The sequence below is a fragment of the Streptomyces sp. NPDC057565 genome (assembly GCF_042801455.1).
Classification (GTDB): Bacteria; Actinomycetota; Actinomycetes; order Streptomycetales; family Streptomycetaceae; genus Streptomyces; species Streptomyces yanii.
Window position 1 is genome coordinate 43,334 of sequence record NZ_JBHVFU010000016.1, and the last position, 18,089, is coordinate 61,422.

Here is an 18,089-nt window from a genome sequence, read left to right on the forward strand (position 1 = left end):
CGCATCCCCGGGGCCGCGTGCGTGCCATCGATCTCCCCCCATAGCCTCGAGGGCATGGGAGGGACCCCCTCGCCGGGCGGGACGATCAAGCCCGTCCGGTGATCGATGGCAGAGGCCCGCCGGGCGCCGCCGGTTCTCCCAGCAGCACCGCCCGCACCACCCGTTCCGCCGCGTGCCCGTCGTCGTACGGACAGAACCGCGCCCGGAACGCCGCCCGCAGCGCCCCGTTCTCCGCGCTGTCCCAGCTGCCGTCGAGGAGGATCCGGGCGAGTTCCTCCGTACTGGTGGAGACCGCCCCGGGAGTGTCGCCCGGCGCCCCGGACAGCAGATCGAAGCAGACCCCCCGGACCGTGCGGTACGTCTCCCAGTCCGGGGCGTGCACCACGATCGGGCGGTCCAGTGCCGCGTAGTCGAACATCACCGACGAGTAGTCCGTCACCAGCGCGTCGGCCGCCAGGCACAGCTCCTCGATCCGCGGATGGTCGCAGACATCGAGGAGCGTCGGACGGTCCGGCAGCCCCGCACCGTCGTAGAAGTAGTGCGCGCGGACCATGATCACGGTGCCCGGGCCGAGCGCATCGGCGAGCCGTTCCAGATCGATCCGGCTGGTGAACGACGCCTCGTAGTCGCGGTGCGTCGGCGCGTACAGCACGGCGCGCTGCCCGGGCCGGATACCGAGACCGGCCCGGATCTTCGCGATCTGTGCGCCCGTGGCCGTCGTCAGGACGTCGTTGCGCGGGTAGCCGGTTTCCAGCGAGCGCGCGGCGCTCGGGTAGGCGCGGGCCCACACCTCCGTGGAGTGCGGATTGGCGGAGACGCTCCAGTCCCACCGGTCGACCCGCTGGAGCAGCCGGTCGAAGTTCAGGCCCTGCGCCGCCGCCGGATACTCCATCTGATCCAGGCCCATGATCTTCAGCGGGGTGCCGTGGTGGGTCATGACATGGATCTGGCCGGGGCGTTTGACCAGGTGGTCGGGGAAGTTGACGTTGTTGAAGAAGTACGTGGCGCGGGCCAGCAGCGCCCAGTAGCGGCGGGTCCCCGGCACCACGTGGTCGATGCCGGGTGGCACCGCGTCCACCTGGTTCTTCGACACCACCCACACCCCGCGCACTCCGGGAGCCAGCTCCTGGGCCTTGCGGAAGATTGCTTCCGGATTGCAGCTGACGCCGCGGTTCCAGTACGCGGCGTAGACGGCGAGCCCGCGGTCGAGCGGGCGCCTGCGCTGCCACCAGTAGTAGCGCGCGGACAGCCTGGCCTTGGCCTGTGCGCGGAGTGCCGCGGGTGCGGAGCGCGCACCCCGGCGCAGGGCGAGCACGGTGTCGAGGGCGCCGAGCGCCACGTATCGGCCGGCGCCGATCAGCCGCGGGCGCAGTCCCTTGGCGCCGCCGGGGAAGCGGTGCCCCTCGGGCCGGTGCGTACGGTGGAACGCGGCCACGGACCGGACGTACCGTCGCCTGAGCCGCCGCTTCACCGACGGATATCCGCCGAGGAGTTCCTGGGCGGCCCGGTCGAAGAGGAGGGTGCGCAGCGGGTGCAGCACCGGCCGGCCCCCGAGGAACGTCATCAGCCCGGCGTACGCCTCCACCAGCTGGAGCGGCGTCGTGCCGTCCGTCGGCTCCGACTCGTCGGCGAGGTCCGGCAGATAGCGCTGCCGGCGGTGTTCGACACAGGCGCGCGGCAGAACGGCGACCGATGCGGCGGTGGCCAGCGTCTGGAGCGCGTACATCCGCTCTCCGTGCTGTCCAGGTCCGAAGGCCAGCTTCTCCGACTCGTGGAGGGTGCGGCGCACGGCTCGGTTCCAGGAGACCGGGGCGATGTCGAGGAGCCCGGAGTGCTCGGCGAGGGTGAGTCGGCCGGCGGGCAGTTCGCGCAGCAACTCCAGCGACCGGGTCGGCCGGGGGCGGCCGCGGAACGGCCGCTTGTGGTGGCCGAACAGCAGCAGGTCCGGGTCGCCCGTGGCATCGAGCCGGTCGGCGACGGCCTGCAACGCGCCCGGCAACAGGACGAAGTTCCCCTCCAGGAAGAGGAAATAGTCGCCGACCGCCCGCTCCGCCCCGGCGTTGCGCCGACCGGCGGCGCCCGCACCCTCGTCCGCCGGGAGGTGGACGGTCTGCACCCGGTCGTCCCGGGCGGCGAACTCGTCGAGCAGCAGTCCCGAGCCGTCCGGCGCCCCGTCATCGACACCGATGACCTCGATGTCCGTGAACGACTGCGAGAGCACCGACTCCAGGCACTCGCGCAGATGTCCGCGGGCGCGACGGACGGGGATGATGACACTCAGCCGGGGCATACACGCTCTTTCTCGGTGACTGGCACAGCGGGGCAAAGCTGGGAGGAGAGACGACGATCAGGTCCCCTCGACGGACTGCGCCCCGGCGAGGCCGCGCTCGGCGGGCGCCGCCTGCCGGTCCGCCGGAACGGCCCCGGAACCCCTCGCAGCGGGGACGGCCGGCGAACCCGGTTCCGTGGCGGGCGCCGGTACGACGACGGGCACCGGCCGCTGCTCCGCCGGCGGGACCGCGGTCACCTGCACGTCCGTGTCGCCCAGGAAGACCCGGCGCACCACCCGCTCCGCCGCGTGCCCGTCGTCGTACGGACAGAACCGCGCCCGGAACACCGCTCGCAGCTGTGCGGAGCGGGAGCCGCGCCAGTGGCCGGTGGCGAAGATGTCGAGCAGCTCGTCCTCGCTGTGCGCGATGGCGCCCGGCGGGCAGGAGTGCAGGTCGAAATAGGTGCCGCGGGCCGCCTCGTACGCCTCCAGGTCACTGCTGTGGATGACGATGGGCCGGTCCAGATTGGCGTAGTCGAACATCAGCGACGAGTAGTCCGTGACCAGCGCGTCGGAGGCGAGCGCGACCGCCTCGACCGACGGATGGCCGCTGACATCGATGATCCGCGGGTGCGGCTCGCGGACCAGCGGAGCCTCGTACGAGTAGTGCGCGCGGGTCAGGATCACAAAGTCCGGACCGAGCTCCCGGACCACCCGCTCCAGGTCGAGGCCGAGGTGCTGGGTGCGCCGGTAGTCGCGGTGGGTGGGGGCGTACAGCAGGGCGATGGCGCCCTCGGGGACGCCGACCGACTCGCGCAGCCGCGCCACATCGGCGGCGGTGGCCCGCTGGAAGAGGTCGTTGCGCGGATAGCCGTACTCGAGCGTTGCGCAGTCGGCGGATCCCGACGGATACGCCTTCTCCCATACGAGGGTGGAGTACCGGTTCGCGGAGAGGGAGAAGTCCCACTTGTCGACGTTGGCGAGCAGCCGCTCGAAGTCCATGGAGCGGGCCGCCGCGGGACGGTCCTGAAGATCCAGGCCCATTGTCTTCAGCGGGGTGCCGTGATGGGTCTGGAGCAGCACCTGGCCGGGCCGCTTCACCAGCCGCCGGTCGAAGTTGACGTTGTTCACCAGGTACTTGGAGCGCGCGAGAGCCTGCCAGTAGCGGTACGACCCCGGGGCGAGCGGACGGGTCCCGGTGGGGACGGTGTGCGCGTCCTCGGGGCGGCAGATCCAGGACGTGTGCAGCCCGGGCACCAGTTCGCGGGCCTTCGCCTCGATCGCCGCCGGGTTGCAGGCGTAGCCGCGATGCCAGTACGCGGCGAACACCGCCCGGTCCGCGCGGACCGGCAGCCGCAGCTGGATGCGGTAATAGGCCTGGAGCGAGGCGGCCCGCGCCACCCGGCGCATGGCCCCGGTGAGTCGGCGCAGCCGCCCGCGCAGCAGCTTCGCGGACCACAGGGCGCGGTATGTGCGATGGGCGCCGACCCGGATCAGTCCGTGGCGCAGCCGGGCGCGCCGCGCGGCGGGGGCACCGGGGGTGCGGTAGCGGGCGCAGTGGGCGCGGGCGCGGCGGAAGAACTCGGTGCGGCTGCCGTGCGGCAGCCTGCCGCGGGTGGTGAACAGCGTCGAGAAATGGTCGAGCATCCTGCGGAAGATCACCGGCCGCCACGCGGCGAGTGCGGGGCGGGCGTCGATGAACGCGAAGACCCGGTCGTACTGGTCGAAGATGTCGAAGTGCTTGCGGCTGGTGGTGGAGAGGATGTTGCCCTGACGCCGCTGCCGGTAGCCGACGCACACCTGGTCGAGGACCGCGATCGAACCGGCGGCCATCAGCACCGGGTAGGTCCAGGGGGTGTCCTCGTAGTAGCCGGGCGGGAAGGTGAACCCCTCGGCCTCGACGAACGCGCGGCGGTACGCCTTGTTCCAGACGACCATCAGGACCTTCAGCAGGCCGGGCCGGTCGGCGAGCGTGAACGTGGCAGGGCCGGTCTCGGTGAGATGCTCGGCGAACGTGTTGCGTACCCTTTCGCCGGTCCAGTACGTCCGGGCGTAGTCGTAGACCAGGACGTCGGGTTCGCCGGTCTCCCCGATCCGGTCGGCGATGGCCCGCAGGGCGCCGGGGGCGAGGGTGTCGTCGCTGTCCAGGAAGATCAGATAATCGCCGGTGGCCTCCGCGATTCCGGCGTTGCGGGCGAGGCCGAGACCCACGTTCTCCGGCAGGTGCAGGGGCCGTACCCGGCTGTCGCGTGCGGCGAACCCGTCGATGATCGCGCCGCAGGAATCGGGGGAGCAGTCGTCGACCGCAATGATCTCGAAGTCCTCGAAGGACTGGGTCAGCACCGAGTCCAGGCTCTCGTCCAGATACGCCTGAACCTGGTACGCGGGCACGATGACACTGAACCGGGGCACAACACATCCATGGGTCGTTCGCTGGCGCGGGCGGGTGGTCCGCAAACGGCCGATGGAGTGCGAGGGTTACGCCGAACGTGGCCTTCGCGCGAAGTGCCAGGTGGGGCGGGTCCCGTTATGGGTAACGGGACCCGCCCCACGTTGACGCGCATCTGATGATTCCGGTCGGTTCGGTGTGCGGCTACTTCACCGCCCCCGCCATCACGCCGGAGACGAACTGGCGCTGGAAGGCGAAGAACACCGCGAGCGGAATCACCATCGAGACGAAGGCGCCGGGCGCCAGCACATCGATGTTGTTGCCGAACTGCCGCACCTGCTGCTGCAGCGCCACGGTGATCGGCGGGGAGTCGGAGTCCGCGAAGATCAGGGCGACCAGCATGTCGTTCCACACCCAGAGGAACTGGAAGATCCCCAGCGAGGCGATCGCCGGACCGCCCAGCGGCATCACGACCCGGGTGAAGAGCCGGATCTCGCCGGCCCCGTCGAGCCGTGCCGCCTCCAGGAGTTCACGCGGGATCTCCGCGAAGAAATTCCGCAGCAGGAAGATCGCGAACGGCAGCCCGAAGGCGGTGTGGAAGAGAATCACGCCGAGCGTCGTCTCGAAGATCCCGATTTCACCGAAGAGCTTGGAGACCGGGACGAGGGCGACCTGCACGGGGACCACCAGCAACCCGACGACCAGCAGGAACCACCAGTCGCGGCCGGGGAAGTCCATCCAGGCGAAGGCGTACCCGGCCAGTGAACCGATCACCACGACCAGGACGGTCGCGGGCACGGTGATCATGACCGTACTCAGCAGGGAGTGGGTAATGGTCGAATTGTCCAGCAGCCGACTGTAGTTGTCGAAGGTGAGCTCGGACGGGGCGGTGAAGACCTTCCACCAGCCCGTCGCCGCGATGTCGTCGGCGCCGCGCAACGAGGAGAGGAGCAGCCCGATGGTCGGCATCAGCCAGAACAGGCCCACCAGGATGAGGAAGACCCGCATCGCGCCGCCGCCGGTGCGGGCCGCGATCCGTGAGCCGAGGGACTGCGTCGCCTTCGCCGTAGGCGTGGTCATCGGCGCCCCTCCTTCCGAATCCGCCGAATATTGCTGTGCTTTCCCGGGGGACAACCCCCGGACCCCCGGCCGGAGGCGGCCGTGGCCGACGGAGTCGTCATCGGCGCCCCTCCTTCCGAATCCGCCGAATATTGAAGATCATCACCGGGATCACCAGCAGCAGCAGGAGTACGGCGATGGCGCTGCCGATCCCGAGATCCGCGTCCGTGCCGAACGAGGACCGGTACAGCTGCAGCGCCAGGACGTTCGCGTCGTCCTGGGAGGAGCCCGGCGCGATGATGAAGACCAGATCGAAGATCTTCAGCACGTTGATCATCAGGGTGACCAGCACCACCGCCAGGACGGGCGCGAGCATCGGCACGGTGATCCGGCGGAACACCTGCCACTCGTTCGCCCCGTCCACCCGGGCCGCTTCGAGGAGTTCACGTGGCAGACCCGCAAGGCCCGCCGCGATCAGCACCATGGCGAAGCCCGCCCACATCCAGACGTAACTCCCGATGATCCCGGGTGTCACCAGGGACGGGCCGAGCCAGTCGACCCCGTTGTACGGCTCCCTGAAGTTCGATGCGGGTAGCTTGAGCAGGGCGCCGTCGGCGGAGGCGGGCAGGGTGAACGTACCGTCCGCGGCGGCCGTCGCCGAGCCGACCACCTTGCCGCCCTTGACCGCCTCGACCTTGAGCCCCTTGAGGCCGAGTTCCTTGGTGTCGACGACATTGGGCTTCCCGCCGCCGCCCTTGGTGAAGTCCAGCCACGCGGTGCCGGTGACCTTCCCGGACTCCGTCGGGGCCGCCTTCGCCGGCTTCGCGTCCGTCGGCATCTTCGTGGGCGCCACACCGACCAGCGGCAACCGCACGGGTACGCCGGCCTGTACCGGCGCCTTCGTGACGAACGACCCGCCGCCGCCCGCCTTCAGCGGATGGACCGGCAGCGGATGCGCCTTCGGATAGCCGGCCGACTCGGCGAACGTGTCGTGCACACCCACCCAGACGGCGTTGGCGACCCCCCGCTCCGGCGCCTGGTCGTACACCAGCCGGAAGATGATGCCTGCCGCCAGCATCGAGATCGCCATCGGCATGAAGACGATCAGCTTGAACGCCGTGCCCCAGCGGATCCGCTCGGTCAGCACCGCGAAGATCAGCCCCAGCGCGGTGGAGATCGTCGGCGCGAAGACGACCCAGATCGCGTTGTTCTTGACCGCTGTGCGGATGGTGTCGTCCGTGAACAGCGCCTTGTAGTTGTCGAGGCCGGCGAAGCCCGTACCCGACTGGTCGAAGAACGACCGGTAGACGGAGTACACGATCGGATAGACCACGAGCGCACCGAGCAGCACCAGCGCAGGCAGCAGGAAGATCGTTGCGATGATCTTCCGGGTGCCGGTCACACTCCGGCGCGGGCTTGTGAGATCGGGGCGCACTGAGCGCTCAGGGGGACGCTTGTCGGCGGGGGGCACCGCGTCGGCGCCCCCCGCTGTCGCTGTCGTCATCCCGTCAGCTCTTGTACGCCTTGGCCGCGTCGGACTCCAGTTTCGCCTGGGTCCCCGCGATGTCCTTCGGGTTCTTCAGGAAGTCCTGGAGCGTCTTCCACTCGCCCTTCCCGGGCGTCCCGCCGAACGACTGCGGGGCCTGGTCGGACATGTCGAACCGGACTGCGTCACCGGCCGCGATCAGCGCCTTCGCCATGGTGCGCTGCACCTCGTTCGGATACGCGGCGGCGTCCAGGGACTTGTTCGGCGAGATGAATCCGCCCTGCTCGGCCCAGATCTTCGCGGCATCGGCCGAGGCCAGCCAGGTCAGCAGGGCCTGGGCGCCCTTGCTGTCCTTCAGCGCCACTGCCGCGTCGCCGCCGGTCACCACGGGCGACTCGGCGCCGACCGCCGGGAACGGAAACACCTTGGCGTCCGTGCCGATCTTCGCCTTGGTCTGAGCGATGTTGACGCCGACGAAGTCGCCCTCGAAGACCATGGCGCCCTTCGGCTGGTCACCGCCGGTGAAGGTCTGGGTGACCGAGGCCGGGAACTCCGTCTGCAGGGCACCGTCGGCGCCGCCCGCGATCAGGGACGGCTTGCCGAAGAGTTCGGCGAGCGTCGTCAGCGCGTCCTTGACGGACGGGTCGGTCCACTTGATCTTGTGCTGCGCCAGCTGGTCGTACTTCTCCGGGCCCGCCTGGGAGAGGTAGACGTTCTCGAACCAGTCGGTGAGCGTCCAGCCGTCCGCGCCGCCGACCGAGACCGGGGTGACACCCGAGGCGGAGACCGTCTCGGCCGTCGCCATGAAGTCCTTCCAGGTCTTCGGCTCACTCGCCCCCGCGTTCTCGAACGCCTTGGCGTTGTACCAGATCAGGGACTTGTTGGCGGCCTTGAAGTAGACGCCGTACTGGGTGCCGTCCACCGCGCCGAGGTCCTGCCAGACCTTCGCGTAGTTCTTCGCCAGCTGCGCTTTCGCTTCGGCGCCGACCGGCTTGGCCCACTTCTTTTCCACAGCCTGCTTGATCGCACCCACCTGCGGGATCATCGCGACGTCCGGCGGCTGGCCGCCCGCGATCTTCGTACCGAGGAAGTTGACGATAGGGTCCTGCGCCGGGACGAAGGTGACCGTGGCCCCCGTGCGCTTCTCGAACTCCTTGAGGACCTTGAGGAAGTTGGCCTGCTCGGGCCCGGTCCAGACGGCCGCGACCGAGATCTTCTCGCCGTCCAGCTTGGGCAGTGCGACGGCCGAGGAGCTCGGCTCGTCACTGCCGGACCCTCCGCTCGTCTTTCCCTTTCCGCTGCCGCCGTCGTCGCCGCAGCCGGTGAGGGCCAGTGCGCCGACGGCGGTGAACACCATCGCGGCCCTGCGAATCCGAAGCGTTGTGCGCATCGCTGCCCCGTCTCTCCTGTGCGCGTGAACGGACGGGCGGGACCGCCGGTGGGTCGGCGGTGCCGCTCGTCCATCAGGTCGTCCTGTGCGCACAGTCCTACGCCCGGTGCACGGACGCCGCAATACCGCTTTCAGCCCCAACTGATCGATTGTGATGGGCTCGTGACGTGAAGTCAGTCTTCTTCGGGTCGTCGGACGGGCTTGCGGATGAAGCCCGTCGAGGGGGCCTCCCCCATGCCCTTGAGGCCATGGGGGAGGCCGAGGCCGCACCGGCGACCGGGGTGAGGACCTCTCAGGAGTGGTAGGGCTCGAGCGGAGCTATTCGCTCGGCGTTCACCGAACGGGCGGCCCGGTCCAGAGCGCTGGCCAGCAACGCCAGGTCCGTCGGTCCGTTGCCCAGTTCCCGGACCGGGCGCCGGGTCGGCGGATCGCCCATCCGCTCCCACTCCAGTGGGACGACGGTGGGCCTCAGGGTCGCGGTGCGCGGAATGCGGCCCGTGACCCGGCCGCCCTGGAACGGCGTCACCCGCCCGTCCGGATGTCCCAGCCGGCCGCGGCCGGGTGCCGGATCCTCCGGCGAGGGTGCGACGACGGGTGCGTCGAGCACCGCGCGCAGCCGCGCCCCACGGGCAAGCTCCGTGTCCTCCGTGCGGTCGGCACGGGCGGACGTCGCGACCAGATGCACGCCCAGCCGGCCGCCGTCCCTGGCGACGGACTCCAGCGCCCGTACGACCGAACCGGCGGCGGGCCGTCCAGGGCTGCCGAGCGCGGGGGCGACCAGGGCGTCGAAGTCGTCGACGAGGACGACGAGCCGGGGCAGCGGCGACGGACCGGGATCCGCGGACCGCGCGGCGGCGGGCCGCAGCCGGAGCGTGCCGCTCATCGCCGGGTCCAGGTCACCGCGCTGCTCGGCGGTGCTGAGGGCGCGTCGGCCGACCGTCTGCTGCGCCACGTCGTGCCGGGCATGCCAGTCGTTGAAGTCGAGCCGCCCGAGCAGCTCGGCCCGCCGCTTCAGCTCGCCGCCCAGGGCCTGGGCGAACTCGCGCATTCTGACCGGATCGGAGGCGACCAAATGGGTGAACGCATGCGGAAGTTCCGCGCAGGGATGCAGGCTTTCGCCGCGCTCACCACCGGCTCCGTCGACCAGCAGGATGCCGAGCCGGTCGGGCCGGGCGGCAGCGGCCAGCGAGGCGGCGACGGCGCGCAGCAACTCCGTACGTCCACTGCCCGCCGGGCCCTCGATGAGGAGGTGGGGTCCTTCATCGGCCAGATCGACACTGACTGCGCCCCTGGCCCCGGCCCCGAGAACGACGACGGGCCGCCCGGCAGAGGCGGCGGGTGGGGGCGAGGTTGCGGTGCCGGGCGCGGCGGTGGCGGCCATGGGCGTGCCGGTGGCCGTTGCATGCTCCGTCCCGGGAACGGCGCGGGAGCCGGCGAAGTCGCCGGGCGCGCCGCCGTAATGCTGCGCACCGACGTGAGGTGCGGGCGCGGCGGGGTGGGGAGTGCGGCCCGAGCCGGACGGGTCGGTGTCCGGGTACAGGGTGCGGCCGGAACCCGGGCTGTCCATGCCCGGGTAGGGGGTGCGGCCTGAGCCGGGGGTGTCCGTGCCCGGGTAGGGGGTGCGGCCCGAACCGGCCGTTGTACGGCCCTCGTCGCGGCCGAAGGCATGTCGTGACATGCCTGCGTGCGTGTCGTTCGCCGTCCCGGGGTACGGAATGCGGCCCGATGTGCTGGACGTCTCACCGTTCGGGTACGGCGTGCGGCCGGACCAGGCGGATTCACTCCCCGGGTACGGCGTACGGCCCGAGCCCGACGACTCGCTGCCGGGATATGCGGTGCGCCCCGACCCCCGTCCGTAGTCCTCATCGGACCTCTGGGCGTCGGCTCCCGCCGGGCCCGGGACCGGCACCGTGCGCTGTGCCCCCACGCGAGGGCCCGCGCTGCCCGGGTATGGCGTACGGCCCGAACCGCGGGCGTCCACGGCTGCCGCCTCCGGATCGACGGCACCGGCGGAACCGGTGACGCCGCCACCGCCGCTCCAGCTCCCCGCCCCACGCACCGTCGCCCCCGGCTGGATCTCGGAGGTCGAGGCCCAGCGGGCCAGCAGGGAAGCCGGGGTGGCTCTGGCCAGGCCCAGTTCGTCCAGCAGACGGGCGGACCGGGGGAGGGCTGCTGCCGGTGGGCGGCCGGGCGCGGTCGCCCGACCCTCCGTACGCAGGGGTGCGAGCGCCCGCCCGAACCGCTCCGCCCACGCCACCGACACCGCGTCCACGGCGGCCACGGTGCCGTGGCCCGCAGCCTGTCCGCCCGCTGTGCGCAGCAGCCGCAGTGCCGTCGCCACGTCGCCGCTCAGCATCGCCACCGCTCCGCACTCGCGGAAGGCGATCGACGCCTGGCAGGCCGCCTCGTATGTCGCCGCGACGGGCGAGGTGGGCGAAGCGGCCGGCGTCTCGGCCAGACAGATCAGATGGATCCCGGCTGCCGCACCCGCGGCGGCCAGCCGTGCCGTGGTCTCGCGCAGCACCGCGGATCCGGGGTCGCCGTCGACGATCACCACGGTGTACGGCCCCTCGTACCGCCGGGCGGTCTCGGCGACCGTGCTCCGGTCGACACTGGCCCAGCCGGTGCCGAGCGGCCCGTCGTCCAGCCGGCGCATCAGCTCCGTCGTGCGCGCCGTCGCCTGCTCACGGTCGTACGCGAGCAGGAGCCGGCAGTCCTGCCCGTGCATCGGCCGCAGATGGGGCAGCCAGCCGAGCCATGCCCACTCGCGCCTGCGCTCGTCGGCGCTGCGGGCACGGTCCGTGCTGATGAGCACGATCTCCAGGTCGGCCGGGGAGTGCAGCGCGGCGAGCTGCGCCACCGTCGAGCGGGCGAGCCCGGCCAGCCGCTCCCGCGGACCGGCGAGCCCCAGCGAACCGGCCTCCCGAAGTCCCACGGTCACCGGCACTGCGGGCAGCTCCGCCCGCTCCGTGGTGCCGAGCCGGACCACGAGCGCCTCGGGGTGCTGGGCGTCGCGCTCCCACAGCCGGGGCCCGGGCCCGAGCGCGGTCAGCAGCACGGCCGCCGGGTCGGGCCATGTTCCCGCCGAGGACGAGCGCGGCCGCGGTACGGACGCGAGCGGGCCCTGCAGGCCCACCGCCCCTGCCTCGTCGGGCGCCGCCTCGCTCTTGTTCCCCGCCAGCCTGCGAGCCCAGGCCCCTATCCCGCCGCGCCGGGGCGTCTGGTCGTTCGGGAAGCGGCCGGACGCCCGCCGGGCGGTGCCCCGTGCGCCCCCGTCGTCCGACCCGGCCGACGCGCCGCCCTCGTACGCCACGTGTGCGGCGCCCACGCTGTACGCGTGACCGGTGGCGTATCCGTTCGGTTCCGCCGCGAGGTTGCCCGCCGCCCGTGCGACCCGCAGATGCCCCTCGCCGTCCGGCGCAGTCGCCAGCGACGGCGTGGGCGAGCCCGACGTCAGCCGGAGCGTCGATTCGCCGAGCCGCAGCAGCGCGCCCGGCCTCAGCCGGACCGGGCGGTCGCGGACCTCCGTACCGTCCAGCGAGGTGCCGTTCGTGGAGCCCAGGTCGGCGACCGAGACCGCGCCGTCCTCGGAGACCGTCACCGCGCAATGCAGCCGGGACACATCGGGGTCGTCGAGCGGGACGTCCGCGTCGGCGGACCGGCCGATCAGTATCTGTCCGCCGTGCAGCAGATGGACGCCGCCCGCATCGGGCCCCGCGACCACGTGCAACTGCGCCGGAACGGCGTCGGCCGCCGTCTCGTCCTCCCCGGGGACCTGGAGCGAGAGCACCGCGCCGTCGACCAGCGGCGGCTCGCCGAGCGCGCACCGCTGCGCGTCGAGCCGGTCGTGGCCGGCGAACAGCACCACCGCGCCGCTGCCGAGCGAGCCGTCGGGCCCGGAGACGGCGGCGGCCAGGTTGGAGGCCACGGTGGCGAGTGCCGTCCCCGCGGGGGCGGTGACGAGCACGTCGCAGGCGCGCGCCGGGGTCTGGCCGCTGCGCGGCGCGAGGACGGTCAGCCGGATCTGCATCGCCGTCAGCGGTCCCTTCTGCGCGGGCTGCCCGGCAGGGGAAACGCCCTGTGATTCCCCCCACCCGGCACGGACGCGTCGTCCGGTACAGGTCGTCACGTACCGCGAGGCTCCGACCCCACAGTTCCGTGCTGGAGGCATCCTCGCACCTGCCGCTGACAACACGCCCGCGGGCCACCTCGAAGTGATCTTGAAAGGTCGGCTGTGGGCCCAAAAGTGCCTGCTTGCGGTGGTACCCGGAGCGGCGCACGGAAGCCGGGCAATCGTCGGAATCCGGCCGGGCGCACATTTGTGCGGCAACCATCTGTCCGGTGTGGGCGTCTTCTTTCGGACACGATGGCTCACACCTTGTCCATGACCGGAAGGTGACGACCGGTGACCCGTTCGAAGCCCCCGGAGCGGCATTAGAGTGGGCCGGAAACTCCCGGGCGGGCCCCGGGGGGCCGTAAGCACCACGATCAGCAGGGAGCGCATGACGTGCGGCCGGTAGGCAGCAAGTACCTGCTCGAAGAGCCGCTGGGACGCGGCGCGACGGGCACCGTCTGGCGCGCCCGCCAGCGGGAGACCGCAGGCTCCGAGGCGGCCGTCGCCGGCCAGCCCGGCGAGACCGTGGCCATCAAGGTCCTCAAGGAGGAGCTCGCCAACGACGCGGACGTGGTGATGCGGTTCCTGCGCGAGCGGTCCGTGCTGCTGCGGCTCACCCACGAGAACATCGTGCGCACCCGCGACCTGGTCGTCGAGGGCGATCTCCTCGCCCTCGTGATGGATCTGGTCGACGGTCCCGATCTGCACCGCTACCTCCGCGAGAACGGCCCGCTCACCCCCGTGGCCGCCTCGCTCCTCACCGCCCAGATCGCGGACGCGCTCGCCGCCAGCCACGCCGACGGTGTCGTCCACCGCGACCTGAAGCCGGCGAACGTCCTGCTGTCCGAGCGCGACGGCCAGATGCATCCGATGCTGACCGATTTCGGCATCGCGCGACTCGCCGATTCCCCGGGCCTGACCCGGACCCATGAGTTCGTCGGCACGCCCGCCTATGTGGCGCCGGAGTCCGCCGAGGGCCGCCCGCAGACCTCCGCCGTCGACATCTACGGCGCGGGCATCCTGCTGTACGAGCTGGTCACCGGGCGTCCACCGTTCTCCGGCGGCACGGCCCTCGAGGTCCTGCACCGGCACCTCAGTGAGGAGCCCCGCCGCCCCACCACCGTCCCGGCGCCGCTCTGGACGGTCATAGAGCGCTGCCTGAGCAAGGACCCGGACGGGCGGCCCAGCGCGGAGAACCTGGCGCGCGGCCTGCGCACCGTCGCGGCCGGCATCGGTGTGCACGCCACCTCGGCGCAGATCGCGGCCGCCGACGGCGTGGGCGCCCTGCTCGCGCCCGACCCGGCGCCCGCAGCCGTGCCGGAGACCCCCGGCGCGGCCGACCCGACGCAGGTGCTGCCGAGCAATGCGGGTGCGTACGACCCGAACGCGGCGACCAGCGTCATGCAGCACTCACCCGGCCAGGGGTACGGACCGGGGCAGGGCCAGGGCGGGCACGCCGACCCGACCGCGGTCATGCCGCCCGTACCGCAGCGCCCCGACGGTCCGCCGCAGCCCGACGGCCCGCACCCGTGGCAGTCCCAGCTGCAGGCGGCCCGCGACCGCAACGAGCAGACGCAGGTCCAGTACCTCGACCCGAGCCAGGATCCGCTGCGCCGTCGGCCGCAGCGCCAGCCGCAGCAGCAGGCTCCGCAGCACCAGCAGCAGCCGCAGCGCCAGCAGTACCCGCAGCAGCAGCCCCAGCAGTACCCCCAGCGCCGCCAGCAACCGCAACAGCCCCAGCGGCAGCAGTACGCGCCTCCGCAGCAGCCGGCCCCGCGCCAGCCCCGCGAGCCGAGGCAGCGCAGCGCCAACCCGATGAAGATCCCGGGTCTCGGCTGCCTCAAGGGCTGCCTGTTCACGGTGGTGCTGCTCTTCGTCGCGGGCTGGCTGATCTGGGAACTGACGCCGTTGCAGGACTGGATCGGACAGGGGCAGAGCTACTGGAACGCGATCGGCGACGCGGTCTCCTCCGTCACCGACTGGCTCTCGAAACTGGGCAGCAGTAGTGGCCCCTGACAGAGCCCGCATCATCAACTTCGTAGCTTTGTCGACTTCTGCGGGGCGATTTCGCCCGCAGAAGTGGAGGTTGGCGCCATCCAGGGCACGTAACACCCCGATCGCCGCGTAACTTTGTCGACCGGGGGTCCAACGCCAGCCGCTGAGGGAGCAGTCTTGGCACGGAATATCGGCAGCCGGTACACCGCCCACCAGATCCTGGGGCGCGGCAGCGCCGGCACGGTGTGGCTCGGCGAGGGTCCTGAGGGCCCCGTCGCCATCAAGCTGCTCCGTGAGGACCTCGCGTCCGATCAGGAGCTGGTCGGACGCTTCGTCCAGGAGCGCACCGCGCTGCTGGGGCTCGACCACCCGCACATCGTCGGCGTCCACGACCTCGTCGTGGACGGCAACGACCTGGCGCTGGTCATGAACCTGGTACGCGGTACGGATCTGCGCACCCGCCTCGACCGCGAGCGCCGCCTCGCCCCCGAGGCAGCGGTCGCGATCATCGCGGATGTCGCCGACGGCCTCGCGGCCGCGCACGCCGCCGGAGTGGTCCACCGCGACGTCAAGCCGGAGAACATCCTGCTCGACATGGAGGGGCCGCTCGGCCCCGGCGGCTCGCACCCCGCGCTGCTCACCGACTTCGGCGTGGCCAAGCTGATAGACACCCCGCGCCGCACCAAGGCCACGAAGATCATCGGTACGCCGGATTATCTGGCCCCCGAGATCGTCGAGGGCCTCCCGCCGCGCGCCGCCGTCGACATCTATGCCCTCGCGACGGTGCTGTACGAGCTCCTCGGGGGCTTCACGCCCTTCGGCGGCGGCCACCCCGGTGCGGTGCTGCGCCGCCACGTCACGGAGACCGTGGTCCCGCTTCCCGGTATCCCCGAGGAGCTCTGGCAGCTTCTGGTGCAGTGCCTGGCCAAGGCTCCGGCCTCCCGGCTGCGCGCCTCCGAGCTCGCGGCGCGTCTGCGCGAGCAGCTCCCGCAGCTGGCCGGCATCCCGCCCCTGGATGTCGACGAGCCGGACGCCGAACCGGAACCTCAGCCCTACGACGAGCAGCAGTACACCCCGGCCCCCGACGAGCCCCGCCGTCGCGGCGCGGTCCCGCTGGTCCCCGGCGCCTCCCCGGACTCCAACCGGGACACCCACACCAGCATGCGCGTCCCTGGCCCCGACGAGCTCTCCGGCGGCCCCCGGGGCACCGCCCGGGCCCCCCGCGCCCCCGGCCAGCCCCGTCCGGGCTCGGCGCGGAACAAGTCGGCGGCCATCCGCAAGCGCCGGATCACGCTGGGCGCGGTGGCGCTGGTGCTGTGCGCGGCCCTGGGCGTGGGCGGCTGGCTGGCCTTCGCCGGCAACGACGCGGACGCGACTCCGCAGGACACGAAGAATTCGGCGCCGGCGGCTCCGTAACCGCGCCGCGACTGCATGGATCCCCGCGGAAAGGACGGCCCGGGGATGGTCCGGGCCGACAGCCGTTACGCTGGACCCGTGGCAGTCGTCGATATTTCCGAAGAGCTGAAGTCCCTCTCCTCGACCATGGGGTCGATCGAGGCCGTCCTGGACCTCGAAGCGCTGAGGGCGGACATCGCCGCGCTCGAGGAGCAGGCGGCGGCGCCGTCCCTCTGGGACGACCCGGAGGCGGCGCAGAAGATCACCAGCAAGCTTTCGCACCTCCAGGCCGAGGTCCGCAAGACCGAGACCCTCCGCGGCCGTATCGACGATCTTGAGGTTCTCTTCGAGCTCGCCGAGGACGAGGGCGACGCCGACGCCCTCGCCGAGGCCGAGAGGGAGCTGGAGGCCGTCAGGAAGGCGCTCGACGAGATGGAGGTCCGTACCCTCCTCTCCGGCGAGTACGACTCCCGTGAGGCGCTGGTCAACATTCGTGCCGAGGCCGGTGGCGTCGACGCCGCCGACTTCGCCGAGAAGCTCCAGCGCATGTACATCCGCTGGGCCGAGCGGCACGGGTACAAGACCGAGGTCTACGAGACGTCGTACGCGGAAGAGGCCGGCATCAAGTCGACCACCTTCGCCGTCCAGGTCCCGTACGCCTACGGCACGCTCTCCGTCGAGCAGGGCACCCACCGGCTCGTCCGGATCTCGCCCTTCGACAACCAGGGCCGTCGCCAGACGTCCTTCGCGGGTGTCGAGGTGCTGCCGGTCGTCGAGCAGACCGACCACATCGAGATCGACGAGTCCGAGCTCCGCGTCGACGTGTACCGTTCCTCCGGTCCGGGTGGCCAGGGCGTCAACACGACCGACTCCGCGGTGCGCCTGACCCACCTGCCGACCGGCATCGTCGTCTCCTGCCAGAACGAGCGTTCGCAGATCCAGAACAAGGCGTCCGCGATGAACGTCCTCCAGGCGAAGCTCCTTGAGCGCCGCCGTCAGGAGGAGCAGGCCAAGATGGACGCGCTCAAGGGCGACGGCGGCAACTCCTGGGGCAACCAGATGCGTTCGTACGTTCTGCACCCGTACCAGATGGTCAAGGACCTGCGCACGGAGTTCGAGATCGGCAACCCGGAAGCGGTCTTCAACGGTGAGATCGACGGCTTCCTGGAGGCGGGCATCCGCTGGCGGAAGCAGCGCGAGAAGTAGCCACCGAAGCGTACGAACGGCGGTGCCGGGCCCCCTCGAGGGGTTCCGGCACCGCCGTTCTCGTTAGCCGACCCGGCCGGGCCGGCACACGGAATTCCGTCCCGGGAAAGGGAGTTGGGGCTGCGAGTTGCGTGGGCGCCATGGTGACTGCGTCACAGTCGTGATTCTGAATGACGGTCAACCGGCAGCAAAACGGTGCACATTGCACGGAACGGGCTTGACGTAGTCCTTATCTCTGGACAGGGTGCTACTGCAGCATGCGTATGTCTGGGACGGGTGTGAACGGGGAGGGCGGCTTGGCCACGGCGCGACGTGGCCCGGGCCGAGTGCGCAACCCCCGGCAGAGCCGTGAGCCCGCATATGGCTGCTCCACTGACGAGAACAGCTACTGGGGGTAGCAGCAGATGACCAAGAAGACGCGGGTCCGCGTCGCGCGGATAGCCGCAGGTGCGGTAATCGCCGCGGGTGCCTCGCTGACCGCTGCCGGCGCGGCGCAGGCCGTCGGCATCGGTGTCAACATCGGCGGTCTCTCCGTCAACGCGCAGGCCGACGACAGCGGCCTGGGTATCGACGCCGGACTCGGTAGCGAGAACGGCGAGAGCGACGGCGGCAGCGACGCGGCCGGCGGCGGTGACAACGGAGGCCAGGGCGGTACGACCTCCGACGGCGGCGCCGGCAACGGTGGTGCCGCTGACAACGGTGGCGCGGCCGACAACGGTGGTGCCGCCGACAACGGTGGCGCGGCCGACAACGGTGGTGCCGCCGACAACGGTGGCGGCAACGGCA

At 71.5% G+C, this 18,089-nt stretch carries 9 protein-coding genes and 1 pseudogene; 4 read left to right on the forward strand and 6 right to left on the reverse strand.

All coding sequences use genetic code 11. From position 1 onward, the window contains the following. Window positions 1-85: 85 nt before the first annotated feature. From ACFU8W_RS26020 to ACFU8W_RS26045, 6 genes are all read right to left on the reverse strand, one after another. Window positions 86-2,290, reverse strand: a complete 2,205-nt coding sequence (locus ACFU8W_RS26020; protein ID WP_384041645.1) for a CDP-glycerol glycerophosphotransferase family protein — start codon at window positions 2,288-2,290, stop codon at window positions 86-88. A gap of 57 nt (window positions 2,291-2,347) precedes the next feature. Then, window positions 2,348-4,681: a CDP-glycerol glycerophosphotransferase family protein gene (locus tag ACFU8W_RS26025; protein ID WP_384041648.1), complete on the reverse strand. Its 2,334-nt coding sequence runs from the start codon at window positions 4,679-4,681 to the stop codon at window positions 2,348-2,350. 181 nt (window positions 4,682-4,862) lie between these two features. Then, window positions 4,863-5,738, reverse strand: coding sequence for a carbohydrate ABC transporter permease (locus ACFU8W_RS26030; RefSeq protein ID WP_345517822.1), 876 nt, complete (start codon window positions 5,736-5,738; stop codon window positions 4,863-4,865). Window positions 5,739-5,835: 97 nt separating this feature from the next. Then, the gene (locus tag ACFU8W_RS26035) at window positions 5,836-7,221 is read right to left on the reverse strand and encodes a carbohydrate ABC transporter permease (RefSeq protein ID WP_384041651.1); all 1,386 of its coding nucleotides are present in this window, start codon (window positions 7,219-7,221) and stop codon (window positions 5,836-5,838) included. Window positions 7,222-7,225: 4 nt separating this feature from the next. Further along, window positions 7,226-8,593, reverse strand: coding sequence for an extracellular solute-binding protein (locus ACFU8W_RS26040; protein ID WP_345517823.1), 1,368 nt, complete (start codon window positions 8,591-8,593; stop codon window positions 7,226-7,228). A gap of 292 nt (window positions 8,594-8,885) precedes the next feature. Continuing rightward, window positions 8,886-12,623: an FHA domain-containing protein gene (locus ACFU8W_RS26045; RefSeq protein ID WP_384041655.1), complete on the reverse strand. Its 3,738-nt coding sequence runs from the start codon at window positions 12,621-12,623 to the stop codon at window positions 8,886-8,888. Window positions 12,624-13,100: 477 nt separating this feature from the next. Between ACFU8W_RS26045 and ACFU8W_RS26050 the strand changes: the two genes are divergently transcribed. The 4 genes and pseudogenes from ACFU8W_RS26050 to ACFU8W_RS26065 all read left to right on the forward strand — a co-directional run. Next, on the forward strand, window positions 13,101-14,723 hold the full coding sequence (locus ACFU8W_RS26050; protein WP_384041658.1) for a serine/threonine-protein kinase: 1,623 nt from the start codon (window positions 13,101-13,103) through the stop codon (window positions 14,721-14,723). A 156-nt stretch (window positions 14,724-14,879) separates the two neighbouring features. Further along, window positions 14,880-16,118, forward strand: a complete 1,239-nt coding sequence (locus ACFU8W_RS26055; protein ID WP_384041662.1) for a serine/threonine-protein kinase — start codon at window positions 14,880-14,882, stop codon at window positions 16,116-16,118. Window positions 16,119-16,196: 78 nt separating this feature from the next. Next, the gene (prfB, locus tag ACFU8W_RS26060) at window positions 16,197-17,303 is read left to right on the forward strand and encodes a peptide chain release factor 2 (protein WP_384041665.1); all 1,107 of its coding nucleotides are present in this window, start codon (window positions 16,197-16,199) and stop codon (window positions 17,301-17,303) included. 404 nt (window positions 17,304-17,707) lie between these two features. After that, window positions 17,708-18,089 (forward strand): annotated as a pseudogene (locus ACFU8W_RS26065) (hypothetical protein); the annotation flags it as partial.